General features: G+C 37.2%; 14 protein-coding genes, 1 tRNA gene and 1 riboswitch. Of the genes, 8 read left to right on the top strand and 7 right to left on the bottom strand.

All coding sequences use genetic code 11. The features are described from left to right. Positions 1 to 144: 144 nt before the first annotated feature. Together ACSLUO_RS04210 and yhbY are read right to left on the bottom strand one after the other, a co-directional pair. Positions 145 to 501 (bottom strand): DUF3718 domain-containing protein, encoded by a 357-nt coding sequence (locus ACSLUO_RS04210; protein ID WP_448246483.1) that lies wholly within the window; start codon positions 499 to 501, stop codon positions 145 to 147. An 88-nt stretch (positions 502 to 589) separates the two neighbouring features. Beyond that, positions 590 to 676, bottom strand: a riboswitch (cyclic di-GMP riboswitch). Between the two features lie 248 nt (positions 677 to 924). Beyond that, positions 925 to 1,218, bottom strand: coding sequence for a ribosome assembly RNA-binding protein YhbY (gene yhbY, locus ACSLUO_RS04205; RefSeq protein WP_448246481.1), 294 nt, complete (start codon positions 1,216 to 1,218; stop codon positions 925 to 927). 125 nt (positions 1,219 to 1,343) lie between these two features. Here yhbY and rlmE point away from each other — a divergent pair, with 125 nt between their 5' ends. The 7 genes from rlmE to ACSLUO_RS04170 all read left to right on the top strand — a co-directional run bounded on the left by rlmE (position 1,344) and on the right by ACSLUO_RS04170 (position 7,625). Then, a complete protein-coding gene (gene rlmE / locus ACSLUO_RS04200) occupies positions 1,344 to 1,970 on the top strand; it encodes a 23S rRNA (uridine(2552)-2'-O)-methyltransferase RlmE (protein WP_448246479.1) in 627 nt (208 codons plus the stop codon). 88 nt (positions 1,971 to 2,058) lie between these two features. Further along, a complete protein-coding gene (gene ftsH, locus ACSLUO_RS04195) occupies positions 2,059 to 3,999 on the top strand; it encodes an ATP-dependent zinc metalloprotease FtsH (RefSeq protein ID WP_448246477.1) in 1,941 nt (646 codons plus the stop codon). Positions 4,000 to 4,088: 89 nt separating this feature from the next. After that, positions 4,089 to 4,910 (top strand): dihydropteroate synthase, encoded by an 822-nt coding sequence (folP, locus tag ACSLUO_RS04190; protein ID WP_448246476.1) that lies wholly within the window; start codon positions 4,089 to 4,091, stop codon positions 4,908 to 4,910. 17 nt (positions 4,911 to 4,927) lie between these two features. Next, entirely contained in the window at positions 4,928 to 6,265 is a 1,338-nt protein-coding gene (glmM, locus tag ACSLUO_RS04185; protein WP_448246474.1) for a phosphoglucosamine mutase, read from the top strand. Positions 6,266 to 6,365: 100 nt separating this feature from the next. Then, positions 6,366 to 7,121, top strand: coding sequence for a triose-phosphate isomerase (gene tpiA / locus ACSLUO_RS04180; protein ID WP_448246472.1), 756 nt, complete (start codon positions 6,366 to 6,368; stop codon positions 7,119 to 7,121). 7 nt (positions 7,122 to 7,128) lie between these two features. After that, positions 7,129 to 7,524, top strand: coding sequence for a preprotein translocase subunit SecG (secG, locus tag ACSLUO_RS04175; RefSeq protein WP_448246470.1), 396 nt, complete (start codon positions 7,129 to 7,131; stop codon positions 7,522 to 7,524). Between the two features lie 16 nt (positions 7,525 to 7,540). After that, positions 7,541 to 7,625, top strand: a tRNA-Leu gene (locus ACSLUO_RS04170). 522 nt (positions 7,626 to 8,147) lie between these two features. Here ACSLUO_RS04170 and ACSLUO_RS04165 read toward each other — a convergent pair. Together ACSLUO_RS04165 and ACSLUO_RS04160 are read right to left on the bottom strand one after the other, a co-directional pair. After that, complete coding sequence (locus ACSLUO_RS04165; protein ID WP_448246468.1) at positions 8,148 to 8,846, bottom strand: 3-keto-disaccharide hydrolase; 699 nt, start codon at positions 8,844 to 8,846, stop codon at positions 8,148 to 8,150. 215 nt (positions 8,847 to 9,061) lie between these two features. Then, positions 9,062 to 11,848 carry a M16 family metallopeptidase gene (locus ACSLUO_RS04160; protein WP_448246466.1) on the bottom strand — a complete coding sequence of 929 codons (2,787 nt, stop codon included), beginning with the start codon at positions 11,846 to 11,848 and terminating at the stop codon, positions 9,062 to 9,064. Positions 11,849 to 12,102: 254 nt separating this feature from the next. Here ACSLUO_RS04160 and ACSLUO_RS04155 point away from each other — a divergent pair, with 254 nt between their 5' ends. Beyond that, positions 12,103 to 12,627: a VC2046/SO_2500 family protein gene (locus ACSLUO_RS04155; protein ID WP_448246464.1), complete on the top strand. Its 525-nt coding sequence runs from the start codon at positions 12,103 to 12,105 to the stop codon at positions 12,625 to 12,627. 38 nt (positions 12,628 to 12,665) lie between these two features. Here the strand turns inward: ACSLUO_RS04155 and ACSLUO_RS04150 are convergent, their stop codons facing one another. The 3 genes from ACSLUO_RS04150 to rne all read right to left on the bottom strand — a co-directional run bounded on the left by ACSLUO_RS04150 (position 12,666) and on the right by rne (position 17,042). Further along, complete coding sequence (locus tag ACSLUO_RS04150) at positions 12,666 to 13,139, bottom strand: YchJ family protein (protein ID WP_448246462.1); 474 nt, start codon at positions 13,137 to 13,139, stop codon at positions 12,666 to 12,668. Between the two features lie 81 nt (positions 13,140 to 13,220). Continuing rightward, positions 13,221 to 13,631, bottom strand: coding sequence for a hypothetical protein (locus ACSLUO_RS04145; protein ID WP_448246460.1), 411 nt, complete (start codon positions 13,629 to 13,631; stop codon positions 13,221 to 13,223). Between the two features lie 360 nt (positions 13,632 to 13,991). After that, positions 13,992 to 17,042 (bottom strand): ribonuclease E, encoded by a 3,051-nt coding sequence (rne, locus tag ACSLUO_RS04140; protein WP_448246458.1) that lies wholly within the window; start codon positions 17,040 to 17,042, stop codon positions 13,992 to 13,994. Between the last annotated feature and the right edge of the window lie 313 nt (positions 17,043 to 17,355).

The raw sequence follows: 17,355 nt of genomic DNA, 5'->3' as shown, positions 1-17,355 counted from the left end.
TTATGAGTGTAACAAATATGTAAGGGAATAATAGTAGGGAAGTGTCTTATTTGTGCAATAAAAAAAGCCAGCAATGCTGGCTTTTTAAATTGACAAAAATTATCAACCAGTAAAAAACTATTACTAGTGTCTACTGTTTAACAATTAGCTACTTACACGTTCGTTAGCAGCATCAAATAAAGGTGTGCCTGATTGAAGAAGCGCCAAGTTAGCAGAAACAACTTTCTTTGGTAATTTTGAAATCATCAAAGAACCTGTCTCAACTGAACCTGCAGTTTGCGCAAATTCTAACAAGTTCTGACCATTACATTGAATTCCATCAAAAATACTACGTATCTTTAATTTGTTCGATTTTAAGAATGAACGCATACGTTTTTTATCATCTGCTGCAACATACTCACAAATGCTCTGAGCAATATTGTTAGCCTGTGCAACCGGTGCTGTAAATGCAGACGTTAAAGTTAAAACTGTTATGGTAGAAGCTAGTAATAATTTTTTCATTTTATGAACCTTAATAAATAGGAGGATAAAAAAGAAAAAACCACAGTACCTTTTAACTAAATCCGTTTACGAAATAACATCCTGTCGGTTAGGTGACTCCGCTGTCATAGGTTAAAAAACCCTTAGACCGGTGGTTTTGCGTAACACATTTTCACGTGTCTTGCCTTTTCTTGTCACTTTCATTATTAACCGAGTAAAAGCTAATAGCAACCTTTTTTGCACAATTATGAGACAATTTGTAAAAATTAATGTCATTTGTTGTTTAAAAAAAATTCGGTTTGAGAGGGGGAACACTGATAAATAAAGGTATGTGAGGGATATGATGCGCTAACACATTAGTTGAAAAAAATTAATGTGTTAGCGTGAAAATAATTGTCTCATATAGTTCATACGTTAGTAGATTAACGTATCTGAATAATGATGTTATTTTGGAATTATTATTTTACGTTCTTCAGATTGACGGTAAATAATTAAGGTTTTTCCAATAACCTGAATCTTTATTGCATTTGTTTCTCGGCAAATGGCTTCTACGATCAGATTTTTTACTTCTTTATCATCCGTAGGGATTTTTATTTTGATCAGTTCGTGATGACCTAATGCATAATCGATTTCCGCAACAACCGCTTCGGTTAAGCCATTACTACCTAATAACACAACAGGTTTTAACGCGTGAGCTAAACCTTTTAAGTGCTGGATTTGTTTTTTATTTAAGTTCATTAACAATTTTCGTTACAAGTTTCTTGAATTCTCCCTATTTTACCCTCATCTAGTTTGTAATACTATGATTTGCTAAGTGCAATCGTAAATAATTATCAATAAATTAAAGGTTCAAAGGTTACCCATTGAGTAAAAATAAACACACCGCGAGTAGCACACGTTGGTTAAATGAACATTTTGAAGATGAATATGTAAAAAAAGCTAAAAAATTAGGCTTGCGTTCGCGTGCGGTTTTCAAAATTGAAGAAATTAATAATAAAGATAAATTAATTAAATCAGGCATGAAAGTTGTAGATTTAGGTGCTGCTCCTGGAGGGTGGTCAGAATACGCAACAAAAGTTGTTGGTGACTCAGGCCAAGTCATTGCTTGTGATATTTTGGCGATGGATCCCATTGCTGGTGTTGAGTTTCTTCAAGGTGATTTTCGAGAAGAAGCTGTGCTTGAGGCATTATTAAATAGAATTGATGGCAAAAATATTGATGTAGTTATGTCTGATATGGCCGCTAACTTTACCGGTAATGATAGTGCTGACTCAGCAAGAAGTATGTACCTTGTTGAATTAGCATTAGATATGTGTCATCAAGTATTGAAAAAAAATGGCGCATTTGTTGTTAAAGTGTTCCAAGGTGAAGGCTTTGACCAATTTATGAAAGATGTAAAGTCAGCCTTTAAAGTTGTTAAAACCCGTAAACCTGAATCTTCTCGTGCGAGATCAAGAGAAGTTTATCTTGTTGCTACCGGCTTTAAGTAGCTAGTACCGAGATTTTATAGTAAATTAGTCCCAAATAATTGGTCGCACCCAAAGTATTAAGTAACAAGAGGTTGTTAAATTGAGCGATATGGCAAAAAATCTTATTTTATGGTTGGTTATTGCAGTTGTGTTAATGTCTGTTTTCCAAAGTTTTAATCAAGGAAACAGTAACGAACAGCAAATAAATTACACAACGTTTATTGATGATGTTCGTTCAGGACAAGTTCGAAAAGCAAGTGTGGACAGAAACGGTGTTATTACCGGTGTGACTCGTAGCGGCGAACAATTTGTTACGTTAATTCCTGGTGGTTATGACCGCGATTTAATTAATGATCTCGTTAAACAGGGCGTTGATGCTTCAGGTAAAATGCCAGAAGAGCAAAGTTTATTAACGTCTATCTTAATTTCTTGGTTCCCGATGTTATTACTTATTGGGGTGTGGATTTTCTTCATGCGCCAAATGCAAGGTGGTGGCGGTAAAGGAGCTATGTCTTTTGGTAAATCTAAAGCACGTTTATTAAGTGAAGATCAAATTAAAACGACTTTTGCTGATGTTGCCGGTTGTGATGAAGCCAAAGAAGAGGTTTCTGAATTAGTTGACTATTTAAGAGACCCAACACGTTTCCAAAAACTTGGTGGTCGTATCCCTTCAGGTGTTTTAATGGTTGGTCAACCAGGTACAGGTAAAACTTTATTAGCAAAAGCTATTGCTGGTGAAGCTAAAGTGCCATTTTTCAGTATTTCGGGTTCTGATTTTGTTGAAATGTTTGTTGGTGTTGGTGCTTCACGTGTTCGAGACATGTTTGAGCAAGCTAAAAAAGCAGCACCATGTATCATCTTTATTGATGAAATTGATGCTGTAGGTCGCCAACGTGGTGCTGGTATGGGGGGTGGTCATGATGAACGTGAGCAAACCTTAAACCAAATGTTAGTGGAAATGGATGGCTTTGAAGGTAATGAAGGCGTTATTGTTATTGCCGCAACTAACCGTCCAGATGTACTTGACCCTGCACTATTAAGACCTGGCCGTTTTGACCGTCAAGTAACGGTTGGTTTACCGGATATCCGTGGTCGTGAACAAATTTTAAAAGTACATATGCGTAAAGTACCATTAGGTGACGATGTTAAAGCTGAAGTAATAGCTCGTGGTACACCAGGCTTTTCAGGGGCTGATTTAGCTAACTTAGTAAATGAAGCCGCGTTATTTGCCGCTCGTGGTGATCGCCGTTTAGTATCTATGGAAGAGTTTGAAAAAGCGAAAGATAAAATACTTATGGGTGCTGAACGTCGTTCGATGGTAATGGATGATGCAGAAAAAGAAATGACTGCTTACCATGAAGCGGGTCATGCAATTGTTGGCCGTTTAGTACCTGATCACGACCCAGTTTATAAAGTGTCAATTATTCCACGTGGTCGAGCTTTAGGTGTAACGATGTACTTACCTGAAAAAGACAGATTCAGCCACAGTAAAGCACATTTAGAAAGTAATATTTCATCATTATATGGTGGTCGTATTGCTGAAGAATTAATTTATGGTTTTGACAAAGTCTCTACTGGCGCTTCAAATGATATTGAACGTGCTACTCAACTAGCGCGTAAAATGGTAACACAGTGGGGCTTATCAGAAAAAATGGGTCCTATGCTTTTTGCTGAAGAAGAAGGCGAAGTATTTTTAGGTAGAACCTCATCTAAGTCATTAAATATGTCTGATGAAACTGCTCGTGCGATAGATGCCGAAATTAAAGAGTTTGTTAATCGTAACTATCAACGTGCTGAAAAACTACTTAAAGAAAATATGGATATTCTTCATGCGATGAAAGATGCGCTTATGCATTATGAAACGATTGATGCGTTACAGATTGATGATTTGATGGCTCGTCGTGAAGTACGTCCACCTTCAGATTTCCATGGTGATAATTCTAATAAAAAGAATGAACCACCTAAGGCAAGTACTAAAAAACCAACGGATGATGTTAAACCGGAAGTAAAACCGGATTTAGACACACCGAGTGACGCTTCCGCAGAATAAATTAAAAGCCCCGTCAGTCGGGGCTTTACTTTATGCTCTTTATATATTCAAACCAAGTGCCAGCTAAAGTCAGCTGTTAATTTATTGTTATGACCGAACACAACACTTCTTTTATTCAAATGCCCAAGGTGATGGGGATTTTAAATGTTACGCCAGATTCATTTTCTGATGGCGGTAAGTTTTTCAACACCAATGATGCCTTAACTCAAGTAGAACAAATGATTGAACAAGGCGCGAGCATTATAGATATTGGTGGTGAATCAACTCGCCCAGGCGCGGTAGAAGTTTCTATACATGACGAGATTAATCGCGTTATTCCGCTTTTAAAAGCAATTAAACAGCGCTTTAACATTCAAGTTAGTATTGACACCAGTAAAGCACAAGTTATGGCCGAAGCCATAGCGTATGACGCTGATATTATTAATGACGTACGGGCTTTACAGAATGAAGGCTGCTTAGATGTTTTAGCACAAAGTAATGTGCCAGTTTGTTTAATGCACATGCAAGGTTTACCAAGAACAATGCAAGTAGCGCCAAAATATGAAAATTTAATTGAAGATATTAAAAGCTTCTTTGAACAGCGTATTTGGGCTTGTGAACAAGCGGGGATTAATAAAAAACGCATTATTTTAGATCCTGGCTTTGGCTTTGGTAAAACCCTAGAACAAAACTATCAGTTATTGGCGCATTTAAGTGCCTTTGATTGTTTCAAATTACCGCTATTGTCAGGTACTTCAAGAAAATCAATGATAGGTAATTTACTTAATAGACCTGTTGACGAACGATTAGCGGGTAGTTTAACTACCGCTATTGTAGCTGCTCAACAAGGGGCAAGTATTATTCGTGTTCACGATGTCAAAGAAACCGTGGATGCCTTAAAAGTTTTACAAGTTTTAGCTGTTAATCGCTAACGTTACAAGGAGATATTATGTCAGCAAGAAAATACTTTGGTACAGATGGTGTACGAGGTTTAGTTGGGAAAAGTCCTATATCACCTGATTTTGTTATGAAGCTAGGTTATTCCGCAGGAAAGGTTTTAGCCGGTCAGGGCACCAAGAAAGTATTAATTGGTAAAGACACGCGTATTTCAGGCTATATGTTGGAATCGGCATTAGAAGCAGGCTTCTCTGCGGCAGGGATTGATATTGGCTTAATGGGGCCAATGCCAACACCTGCGGTTGCATATTTAACCAAAACATTTCGTGCTGAAGCGGGCATTGTTATCAGTGCATCACATAATCCGTTTTATGATAATGGTATCAAGTTTTTTTCAACCACGGGTGAAAAATTACCTGATGATATTGAGTTAGCGATTGAAGCTCAAATTGATGAAGAAATGGAATGTGTCCATTCAGCAAAATTAGGTAAAGCGGTTCGAATTGACGATGCTGCGGGTCGTTATATTGAATTTTGTAAAAGTAACTTTCCCTCTGAATTATCACTCAGTGGTTTAAAAATTGTTGTCGATTGTGCCAACGGGGCTACTTATCATATTGCGCCAAGTGTTTTTAGAGAATTAGGCGCAGAAGTTGTTGAATTTGCTTGTTCACCTAACGGTATCAACATCAATGACGAATGTGGTGCCACCTCAATGAAAAATATCAGTAAATTGGTACTAGAACACCAAGCTGATTTAGGGATCGCGTTAGATGGAGATGGCGACCGTTTAATGATGGTAGATCAAAACGGTGATGTGATTGACGGTGATGAGATTATTTTTATCATTGCTAAAAATGCCCAAGAACGCGGTAAATTAACCGGCGGTGTTGTTGGCACATTAATGAGTAATATTGGTTTAGAGTTAGCCTTAAAAGAGCTAAATATTGACTTTGTTCGTGCTAAGGTGGGTGACCGTTATGTTATGCAAGAGCTAAAAGCATATAATTGGCAACTAGGCGCTGAAAATTCAGGTCATATTATCAACCTTAATTGTACGTCTACCGGTGATGGTATTATTGCCGCCTTGAATGTTTTAGAAACTATTTGTTATAGCGGTAAATCTCTTGCCCAATTACGCAAAGGCATGAAAAAACTGCCACAAATTTTAGTGAATGTTCGTTTTAGCGGTGATAATGATCCTTTAGCCAATGAAGCTGTTTTAGCAAGCGTTAAAACGGTTGAAGCGGAGTTGGCTGGCAAAGGTCGAGTACTGTTAAGAAAATCTGGTACTGAGCCGTTAATTCGTGTCATGGTTGAAGGGCCAGACCTTGAAACAGTCACGCTTTTAGCTAATCAAATTGCTGATAAAGTGAAAGAAGTTTGTTAGCAGGTTGTTATTTGACCAACTAATCAGCTTATTTAGGGAAATGCTTGTATCTTTCTTACAGGTTCGTTAATATCTCGCCGCTTTGAGATAGGAAAGTTTGATGAAAAGAAATGCTATTGTTGTAGCCAACTGGAAAATGAACGGCAATTTAGCCTTCATTAACATGATGGCGGAACATTTAAATAGCCTAAATATTCAATCAAATGTAAAAGTATTACTGAGTCCTAGCTCGCCGTATTTACAATTTTCTGAGCGTATATTTAACCATCAGCAAATTAGTATATGCGCACAAAATATGAGTGAATTTAACTCAGGTGCGCATACTGGTGAAATATCAGCTGAAATGTTGAATGATCTCGCCGTTAATTATGTTATTTTAGGGCATTCAGAACGCCGTAGTCTTTATCAAGAAACGAGCGAGTTGGTTGCCAAAAAAGTAAAAACAGCTTTAGCTGCTGGTTTAAACCCCATTCTTTGTATTGGCGAAACCGAAACAGAGCGTGCAGCAGGGCAAACAGAACAAAAATTAACTTCACAACTTCAAGCGGTTATTGATGTTGTTGGAATTGCAGGTTTTGAAAATGTGATTGTGTCATATGAGCCTCTTTGGGCAATAGGCACAGGAAACACCGCATCACCTGAAATGGCACAAGAAACTCATCGTTTTATTCGTGGTTTCTTAGCGCAATTAAATAGTGATATTGCTATCAAACTTCCGATATTATATGGCGGTAGTGTTAACGGTAGTAATTTTAAAGAATTATTTGCTCAACCTGATATTGACGGTGCGTTGATTGGTGGAGCTAGTTTAAAAGTTGACGAATTTTCTATGATTTGTTCAACAGTCAAAGGATAAGCTTAAAATGTTATATGAAATTTTAATTGTAGTGTATTTACTTGTTGCTCTTAGTCTTATTGGCTTAGTGTTAATTCAACAAGGTAAAGGTGCTGATATGGGCGCATCATTTGGTGCTGGTTCATCTGCTACCATTTTTGGTTCAAGTGGCTCAGGTAACTTTTTAACCAAGTCTACTACTTACTTAGCAGTTGCATTTTTTATCATCAGTTTAGTTTTAGGTAACTTAACAGCTAATCGTGTAAAAGCGACTGACGAGTGGAATAACTTAGCGCCAGGTGCTGAATTATCTATTCCTGATGAAAGTGCTGAAGCTGTTGTAACAGACTCGTTACCAGCGAATGATGACGTACCTGCCTCATCAGAGCAAAAAGTTACTGAGCAAAACGACGTACCACAGTAACAACATACCAAATATTGCGGATATGGTGGAATTGGTAGACACGCCATCTTGAGGGGGTGGTGCTTAACAGCGTGCGAGTTCGAGTCTCGCTATCCGCACCAACACAAGGTTCATTAAGAACCAATAAAGACCGGAAAGCCTTTAAAAGTAAAGGATTCCGGTTTTTTTATGTCTATAATATGGCAATATAAAGTAACGTCATTTGAAATTTTAGAGGTACAGTTAGTAGTACTAAAAAGTATTTAGAAAGTTGCTACCACTAAAATAGGTATTTTAGTGGTTTGAGCTAGAACTCGCCTGTGGAAGACTGAGCTAATACTTGACGTTGCTATTAAAGCTTCAAATTGACAAAAAGGGGAAACATTTTAACTATTTTCTTTTCCTGCTATGGCCGCTTTTATTTTAGTTTGTTTCTATCTAGGGAAAGTATGGTGATGTTAAGAAGGAAGAGCTGGCGTTCAAGTTTAACTGTGATGTAGGGGCTTAGGCTGTTAACACATTATCTTAAATAGTGATTAAATATTGTCTTAATAGGTTTTGTGAGTATTTTACTTTCACGCCACGTCAAATAAGCATTGAAGTGGCGTGAAAGGTGTCAATTTATAAGTTAACGTGACAATTTTTTATAGTTCAGTCACACGAATATTTCTAAACTTAATGGTGTTTTTTCTACTACCTGTTTGCTTAAACTCTTTACTGCCATGATGTTGAATACCTATATAGCCTTCGCTATCTTTAACATCAATAACATGTGTGGTGAGTACATTATTTACATAAATTTTAATATCACTTCCTTGAGCGACTATGCGGTAAGAGTTCCATTGTAAATGTTTGTAAGCGTTTGATTTTTCAGGTGTCCATTGCGGTGATTTGTTTTCTTTAAAATCGGCATCAGGGTTTGAACGTTTTTCATGTAATGGGTTTAACCATTGACGACGACCTTGATCGTATAGTCCACCACTCCATTTTCGGTTACTTGGATCAACTTCAGCTTGGTAGCCATAGGCTTCTTGTGCTGTGCCTTTTTTGTTTGGACGAACTTGTGCTCTAAAAATAAAACCTGAATTTGAGTATTCAGTAACGTCAGGCATTAAAATGTCAGCTTCAAAAATAAAGTCGCTATACTTTTTCTTCGTTAAATAAAACCAATTGCCTGTCGAAATAAGGTGAATTTCGTTATCAACTATTTTGGCTTCACCATCATTATAAACATTTTGCCAATTTAATAAGCTAGCGTTTAAGTTTTCACTGCTTTTGTTATCGGTTAATGCACAAGCCGATAAAATAGTGAATAAGGAGATTAAAAGGATATTTTTTATCATGATATTATAGGTATTCCTGGTAAAGTGGTAAGGTAGATTATCCTATTCTCTGACAATTTATAAAAAAATACCAGTTATCTATAATTTATTTTGTTATATAAACTACAGACAGCTGGTATTTTATTAACTTTATCGAGCCGCTTTATTTTTACAAAACGGCTTTTCAATTAGCTATATAAGTTACTTATTGCTAATTAGTTGATGATTACTCGCTATTATTGAGCAAGCTTGGCAAAATCGCCGGCGGTAAAAACATTTATTTTTTTATCGGCAATATGCTTAATAAATGCTTGGTTAACTTCGCTCAACGTTAGGTTTTTTACCGCGTTAAGTTGCTCTTCATAATAATCTAAATCATGTTGATATTTTTGGCTGTCAATTAACACGCCGGCAATTCTGCCATCTTCGGCCCACTGGCGAGCATGCTTATTGATAAAGCCTTCAATAGCGTTATCTAATTCTTGTTGAGTGAAGCCGGTATCAACCACTTTTTGTACTTCTTCTTGGTAGGCTGTGATCACAGAGGCCATATTTTCAGGAGCGGCAATTGCTTGTGCGTAAAAGATACCTTGTTGCTCATCTTCTGAAATTTGTAAGCCTGAGCCAACCGAGTAACTAAAGCCTTCTTTAACGCGAATACGAGCGCCAATTCGAGAAGTGAAAGGATCACTACCAAACATTTGATTAGCGATTGTTAAGGCTAAATAATCAGGATGGCTTTTATTCATGCTGAGCACATTGACAATAAATAGCTGAGCGTTGGCTTTATCAGGTGTTTCGGCACTAATGTTTAATCCTTGCTTGTTGTGGTACTGGCTTTGAATTTTTTGATAATTTGTATCAAGGTTGAATTGTTTAAGTGCGGCATGTAACTGCTGTGAAATGTCATCGCTATTAACATCACCAATAACGGCAATATAGCCATCAGTGATTGATAAATGTTTTTGATATATATTTTTCAGGGTTTTACTGGTTAATTTTTTAATCGCGTTAATTTTTTCATCGGCTGATAATGCTTCATTAGGATGACCAGCAGGGTAGTTGTAGAGTGCTTTTCTTAAATTATTCAGTGCAACAGAACCTGGGTCTTTACGGTTTGATTCAATGGAAGCAATACTGCTACGTTTGAGTACCGCTAATTCAGTTTCAGGGAAGGTTGGGTAAGCTAACAAGTCGTTTAATAACGTTAAGGTGTCGGCTAAATGTTTTTTATCGGTTTTGATATTAATATGAAAGGTACCTGCATCGGTAGAAAAATCAATGCTACTTTTAAGCTCATCTAATTTGCCAGAAATAACTTCCTTGCTATATTTTTTGTTGCCTAAATCTAACATTGGCGCAATATAATCAAAGGCGGTACCAGCATTGGTTAATGAGTTAACATTACCTGTTGGTAAGTTAATTTTAATTAAAATTTCTTCACCGCGACGTTTTTTCGGGTAAATACTGAGTTTTGTACCTTCAGGCCAAGTAGTTGTTACTAAACGTTGTTTAATATTTGCTACCGTGTTGTCATAAACTTCACCTTCGCTGACCGTGGCTTTGCCAATATAATCTTTTAGTAGTGTATTTAAATCAGGGGCTGGTGGTAATTCAGCTCTTTTAGGTTCATCGGTTGGAATAAATCGGCCTAAGGTTCTATTACTTTGAATTAAATATTTTTCAGCTGCGGCTTGTACTTGGGCTGTGGTCACATTTTCTATTTGATCCCGAAAATAAAAGTTATGTCGGTAGTCACCTTTGGCAATATATTCAGATAATGCCATGCCAATGCCGGTAACATTGCGCATTGCTTGCTCTGAGTCTTTAGCTAATTTTAATTTAGCGAGTTTTACTTCTTCATCTGTGACTTTGTTGTTTTTGATATTTTCGGCGATGTCTAATAATTTAGCTTCCATTTCATCGGTAGCTTGGCCTTTGGCACCTTGAGCAATAAAAATAAATTGTGAGCTATCTTTTAGCATGAATGAAAAGGCGCCGGCACCGGTTGATAATTTGCTTTCAACTAACTGTTTCTGTAAGCGGCCACGAGTGTAATCTGACATGATAACTTGAAGAACTGTCATGGCTGCCGCATCTGGGTGTAAACCTGAAGGTAAGTGATACATTAAGCCGATAACTGGAATATCACCACTGCGACGTAGATTAACGATACGTTCACCATCTTGGGTGGGTTCTTGGGTATATAAAGGTTCAATTGCTTGTTGTGGTTTTTCTAATACACCAAAGTTTTGTTCGATAAGTTTAATGGTTTGTTCTTTATCAAAACGTCCTGCAATGGTGAGAACGGCATTATCAGGTCGATAATGTTTTTTGTAAAACGCACGTAGTTTGGCAAAAGGAAAATTTTCAATATCAGAACGAGCGCCAATGGTTGAGTTACCGTAGTTATGCCATAAGTGCGCCATTGATGACATTCTACTGATTAACATCCGCACAGGATTATTTTCATTTTTTTCCATTTCATTTCTAACAACCGTCATTTCGCTTTTTAATTCAGCTTCGGTGAATGTTGCGTTTACCATGCGGTCGGCTTCCATACCTATGGTCCAAGCTAGTGTTTCTTCATTAGCATCAAAAACACCAAAATAATTAGTGCGATCTAACCAAGTTGTAGCGTTTGTTTGCATTCCGCGTTTTTGAAATTCAGTGTCAATTTTTGGATAGTTTGTTGAGCCTTTAAATAACATATGCTCTAACAAATGCGCCATGCCGGTTTCACCGTAATATTCATTTACTGAGCCTACTCGATAAGTAATATTCACTAAGGTTTTAGGTTGGGCTTGATCTTGAACGAATAAAACTTTTAAGCCGTTTTCTAGCTGGTATTCTTCAATGCCTTCAACGGTACGAACATAAGTTAAGCTGTGATCAGCGGCATTGGTAATAGCGGGCTGCTGATTTTCTTGGTTTATTTGTTTGGGTTGAGAGCTAACACAACCGGTCAATAAAGTGGTTAATGCTATTGAGATAGATAATAAAGCGGGGCGAGTATTATTCATATTTTTCAAATTCCTTGAAATTTGTTCGGAAGTTAATGCGAATGAAGCAATTTTTTATTCACTCAATGCTTTTGATAATGCGCATTAAATTGGACAATATTTTTATGATTATTGACGTTACCGCTAAGAATATAACAAGTAAATAAATTATGTGAGTTTGACTGATATTAAATTTGTAAATATTTTTACTTTTTTACTAAATTTTTCAGTTACTTTGCCGATATAGAAGTTAACCAGCTAGTAGAGGTTATATTTTGGTAGAAAATCACTTAGTCATCAATGAAATTCAATTAGGCACTCAGCTTAATGAATGTGTTCATAGTCAACGACGTTCAGACTTTAGTTTGATGTTAGCTATGTTAACGGATGACGCGAGAGAATTTAGTGAATTTTTATTACCAGAAGGTAAAGAACAAACTAATTTACCTGCTGAAAATCAGCTGAGAAAGCACTTTGATCTGCCTAAACAAGCGCCGCTTGCTATTGATGAACTCTCTGAGATAGATGCTTTTAATCAAGCAACATTGGCAAATAACGATAATATGGCGGCTATTCATTTAGCTAATGCCTTACAACCTAAAGCAATAGCATTTCGTGATAACGCTAAGTATATTGCGGCCAATATTGTTAATAACACCAACTTACATTGCCAAAAGCGTTATCAACGTAGTCTTGAACAAAACGAGAATAATTCGCCATCGGTAGCTAAATTAAGTTTTAATGCTAAAGCCTGGCTTAAAACAGTTCAGCAATCGATTGTTACAACCCAAATAGCTTAATTTAGTTTTTTGGTCTTACTTTTTGATACGGCTAACTTTTAATTTAATAAACGACCACAGCACTGTTTAAATTTTTTATGCTGCTGACAGGGGCAAGGATCGTTACGTTTCACTTTGTTTAAAACTGCGTTTTCGATGATCTCACCGTTATGATAAAACCATTGCTCTACACCGTTTACATTCTCAAATATAAACTTTGATTTTTCTCTTAAAATGCAAAGTTGATTATCTTCAATAAAAAAAGCTGAAAACTCGACCGTATTGTGATCACTATAATGAATGATCAAATTAACCCATTGGCATTGTTCAGCCCATTGTTGGATGTCATGTAAGTGTTGCTGTTGTGCAGACTCAACACTATAGGTTTTTAAAATATATTCGCCATTTGCTACAGCATAAGCACTATAACGTGAACGCATTAATTGCTCGGCGCTTAGCGCTTTTTTATGGCCTAAAATAATTGGCTGGCAACATTGTTCAAACGGTTGATTACTTTGGCAAGGACAGCGCATTGCTTCTCTCATCTAGCTAAAAACTGAATTGCAATATAACAAAAAATTGCAGCGATATTATCTGTTATTTTAATTTTAGGGTTAATGTAATCCACTGACCTTATCTAACACTACAAAGGCGGTATTTGATAATTTTGCACAATCACTTAGGTATGATAGTTGTTCCGCTTGAAAATTATTTCTACCTAAAACAATCGCCGAGCAATTTCCTTTGGTTAATGCTGTTTCAATATTGTTAGCATTAACTTTAACTTTACGATTATTGATATGTAATATTTTTGAGGTATCAATAATTTTTTGGCTCGATAATTCAGACAAGGTGTGTTTTTCATCATCAATCACTAAGATCCATTTTTTATTGTTTTGATGAGTTAAACATAATTCGCTTAACTCTTTTGTAAAGTTTTTGTCATTACTTACTTCATTATCAAACACCATAGGGGTGATCGCTTGGCTAATAGATATAACTTTATTTTGGTAGATAGTGCTCATAAATAAACGCCTTAACATATACTGTATAAATAAACAGTATATGTTTTATGAGTGTAAATCAAGCAGATCTTTAAATTATTTTTTCGTTATTTTTTGAATGTGCGAAACTCATTTATTAACAACCTCTGTTTATACGAAGGAAATAGGCTCATAGTTTATGTGAGTGTATGAATTAAAGAATATGTTGCATGAGTAACTTGGGGTGCTTGTTAGTTAGGAAAATGAGAAGTGGATAACTTGAGGGGTATCAGATCGAGAGTTCAGGCTAAATATCGTGTTCAAAAATAAAAAAAACGGCGATGTTATCAATAACATCGCCGTTTTTAATTGTTTTGCTATAAATCTATATGGATATAAGGTTTATAGCGATACGCTTGGTTTAGTTGGGCCTGCTGCTGCTTGGTTAGTGGCGTGGCTTACTAATGCATTTTTCCCTGAAGATTGATGTAAAGGGCGTTCAGCTTTTGTCATAAAGGCAGCAGGTAACTCACTTGATGTGTGTACTGTTTCTGCTTTTGTCATTGGCGCAGATGCTTTACCTTTAATTAAACGAGCAACTTTTGTTGCTGGTTTTGCTACTTTTTTGGCAGCAGGTTTCACTTTACTTTTTACTTCAGTAGTTTCTGCGACTACATCTTTCGCGTCAGCAGCTACTTTAACTTCTTCAACAACTTTGGTTGATTCAGCAACGGTATCTTCTGTTTTAGCCTCTGCAGCCGTATCAACAGGTTTTTCCGCGGTTTCTTTGCTTTCTGCCGGCTTAGCTTCAACTTTTACTGGCTCGCTATTATCAACTACAGGCTCTTGCTCAGTAACTTCTAAAGAAAGTTCTTGCTGTTGTTCATTCTTAACAGGAACTTCAGCAACTACTTGTTCTTCCGTATCAGGAGTGTCAGTTTTCACTGCTTCTTTAGCCACTACAACTTCTGTTGTTTCTAATGGTAAATCTGCTTGCTGTTCAGTTGAAGCTTCGCTTGGTTGTTTAACATCTACTACTGATGCTTCAACTTTAGTTTGTGCTGTTTGCTCAGCATTTACTGCTGGTTTAGTTAATTTAGCTTCAGCTTCTTCATTATGAGGATAACGCGCTTCTACTGGATCATTGGTGATCTCTTCAGAAACGTTGTCTGCTGATTGAGCTTCGTCATTGTCATTACGACGTTTTGGTCCTCGAGTACGTAAATGTCTTGGCGAACGACGACTTCTGGTACGCTCTTCACGTGCAGGTTTTGCTTCATCAGTTGCTGTTTCAGCTACTTGAGCATCAACTAATTTAACCTCTTCTTTTGTTGTTGAGGTTGTATCATTTGATTTTACTTTTGCGTTGGCTTTAGTTTCAGCTACCGCTTTATTTGCCGCATTGTCAACAGATTGCTCTGTTGCTTTATTTTCATTAACACGTACTTTTTTACGGTTATTACGACGTTGTCTACGTTCAGCAACTTTTTCCTCTTTTGGCTTTTGCGTGTTGTCATGCTCAGGCTTGCGAGGTTTACGGTTTCTGTTTTGTTGACGGTTGTCAGCATCGGCATTGTTGTCGCGAGTATCGTCACGTTTGTCATCACGTTTATCATCGCGTTGTTGATTACGATTACGGTTTTGATTACGCGGCTTACGTGGGCCTCGGTTATTATCCGAACGTTGTTGGCGTTTCGCAGGAGCTTTTGGTTTTTCTTCTACTTTAACTTCTTCAGCAAATAAAGCTTTAAACCATTTCACAATGCCAGCAAATAAACTTTCACTTGGCTGTTTTTCTTCAACTTTAACCGGTGCTGTATTCGGTTTTTGTTTTGCTTGAGGCGCTCCATTTTTAGGTGCAGACATACCTTGTAAAGCAGGTTCATCACGTTTAACCGCATCAACGTCGAATTTAGGCATTACTGCTTCTTCAACCTTGGCTTCGGTAATGGCAATGTCGTAACTCGCTTCAGCAACGCTTTCATCTTTACGAACACGCAATACTTCATATTGCGGGCTATCCATATGCGGATTAGGAATGATTAACACATGCACTTTATGATGTTTTTCAATGTGCATTACACTGCGGCGTTTTTCATTTAATAAATAAGTCGCCACAGGTACAGGTACTTGTGCTTGTACATGTAAGGTGTTTTCTTTAATGGCTTCTTCTTCCATTAAACGTAAAACAGATAAAGCTAATGATTCAATACCACGAACATGGCCGGTACCATTACAACGAGGACAAACCCCTTGGCTTGTTTCACCAATTGAAGGGCGCAAACGTTGGCGTGACATTTCTAATAAGCCAAAACGTGAAATACGTCCTAATTGAATACGCGCTCGGTCTTGACGAACAGCATCACGCATACGGTTTTCAACTTCACGTTGATGACGAACTGGTGTCATATCAATGAAATCAATAACCACTAAACCACCTAAATCACGTAAACGCAATTGGCGAGCAACTTCATCAGCCGCTTCTAAGTTTGTGTTAAAGGCGGTTTCTTCAATGTCGCCACCTTTGGTCGCACGTGCAGAGTTAACATCGATTGATGTCATCGCTTCCGTTGGATCAATAACAATTGAACCACCTGATGGTAAGCGTACTTCACGTTGGAAAGCAGATTCAATTTGCGTTTCAATTTGATAGTGAGTGAATAACGGTACGTCATTAGTATAAAGCTTAACTTTACTTAAAAAGTCAGGGCGTACTAATTCAATATGTTGTTTAACACTTTCATATATTTTTGGACGGTCAATTAATACTTCACCAATATCACGACGTAAATAATCGCGAATAGCACGTAAGATGACGTTACTTTCTTGATGAATTAAAAATGGCGAAGGGCGTTCAGCGGCAGCTTCTTCAATGGCTTTCCAATGTTGAAGTAGAACGTTTAAATCCCACTCTAATTCTTCATAAGCTTTACCAACACCAGCGGTACGAACAATTAAGCCCATGCCTTTAGGTAAGGTGAGTTTGCTTAATGATTCTTTTAAGTCAATGCGCTCATCACCTTCAATGCGACGAGAGATACCGCCAGCACGAGGGTTGTTTGGCATTAATACTAAATAACTACCCGCTAAAGAAATGAACGTTGTTAAGGCTGCGCCTTTTTGACCACGTTCTTCTTTATCAATTTGAATAACAACTTCTTGGCCTTCAGTTAAGACATCTTTGATGCTTGGGCGACCTTGGAAGGTATAACCTTTTGGAAAGTATTCTCGAGCGATTTCTTTCATCGGTAAGAAACCGTGGCGTTCGGCGCCATAATCAACAAAAGCAGCTTCTAATGAAGGTTCAATACGAGTGATTTTACCTTTGTATATATTCGCTTTCTTTTGTTCGTGTCCTGGGCTTTCTATATCTAAATCATATAGACGTTGACCATCGACAAGCGCTACACGTAATTCTTCTGATTGTGTAGCATTAATTAACATTCTTTTCATAGTTTGAGTGACCTAATTTTAGCCACAGCACACTATTTGCTTAGAACACAAAGCAATCGGTTGTTGCGTTAACAGCGATTTGTCAGCCTCACGGGTGTCAATCTTATACGACCATGTTGCCGCATAAGCTGTTAGAAATCTGATTGTATTTTCTTACGCTATGAAGGGTGTCTTCATAGTCTAAAACTTTATGTGCTCAGCTTTTTTTCGTGCTGTGCTAGTTTGAAAGTGCTGCAAAACTGGAATTGCTCAATTTTATTTGTTGATGCGATTATTTCAGTTTTTGAAAATTGCAGTGAACTTTCTAATTTCC

Source organism: Thalassotalea agariperforans, from assembly GCF_053470345.1.
Note: the sequence above shows the minus strand (reverse complement) of the source record. Positions and strands in the feature narration are given on the sequence as shown.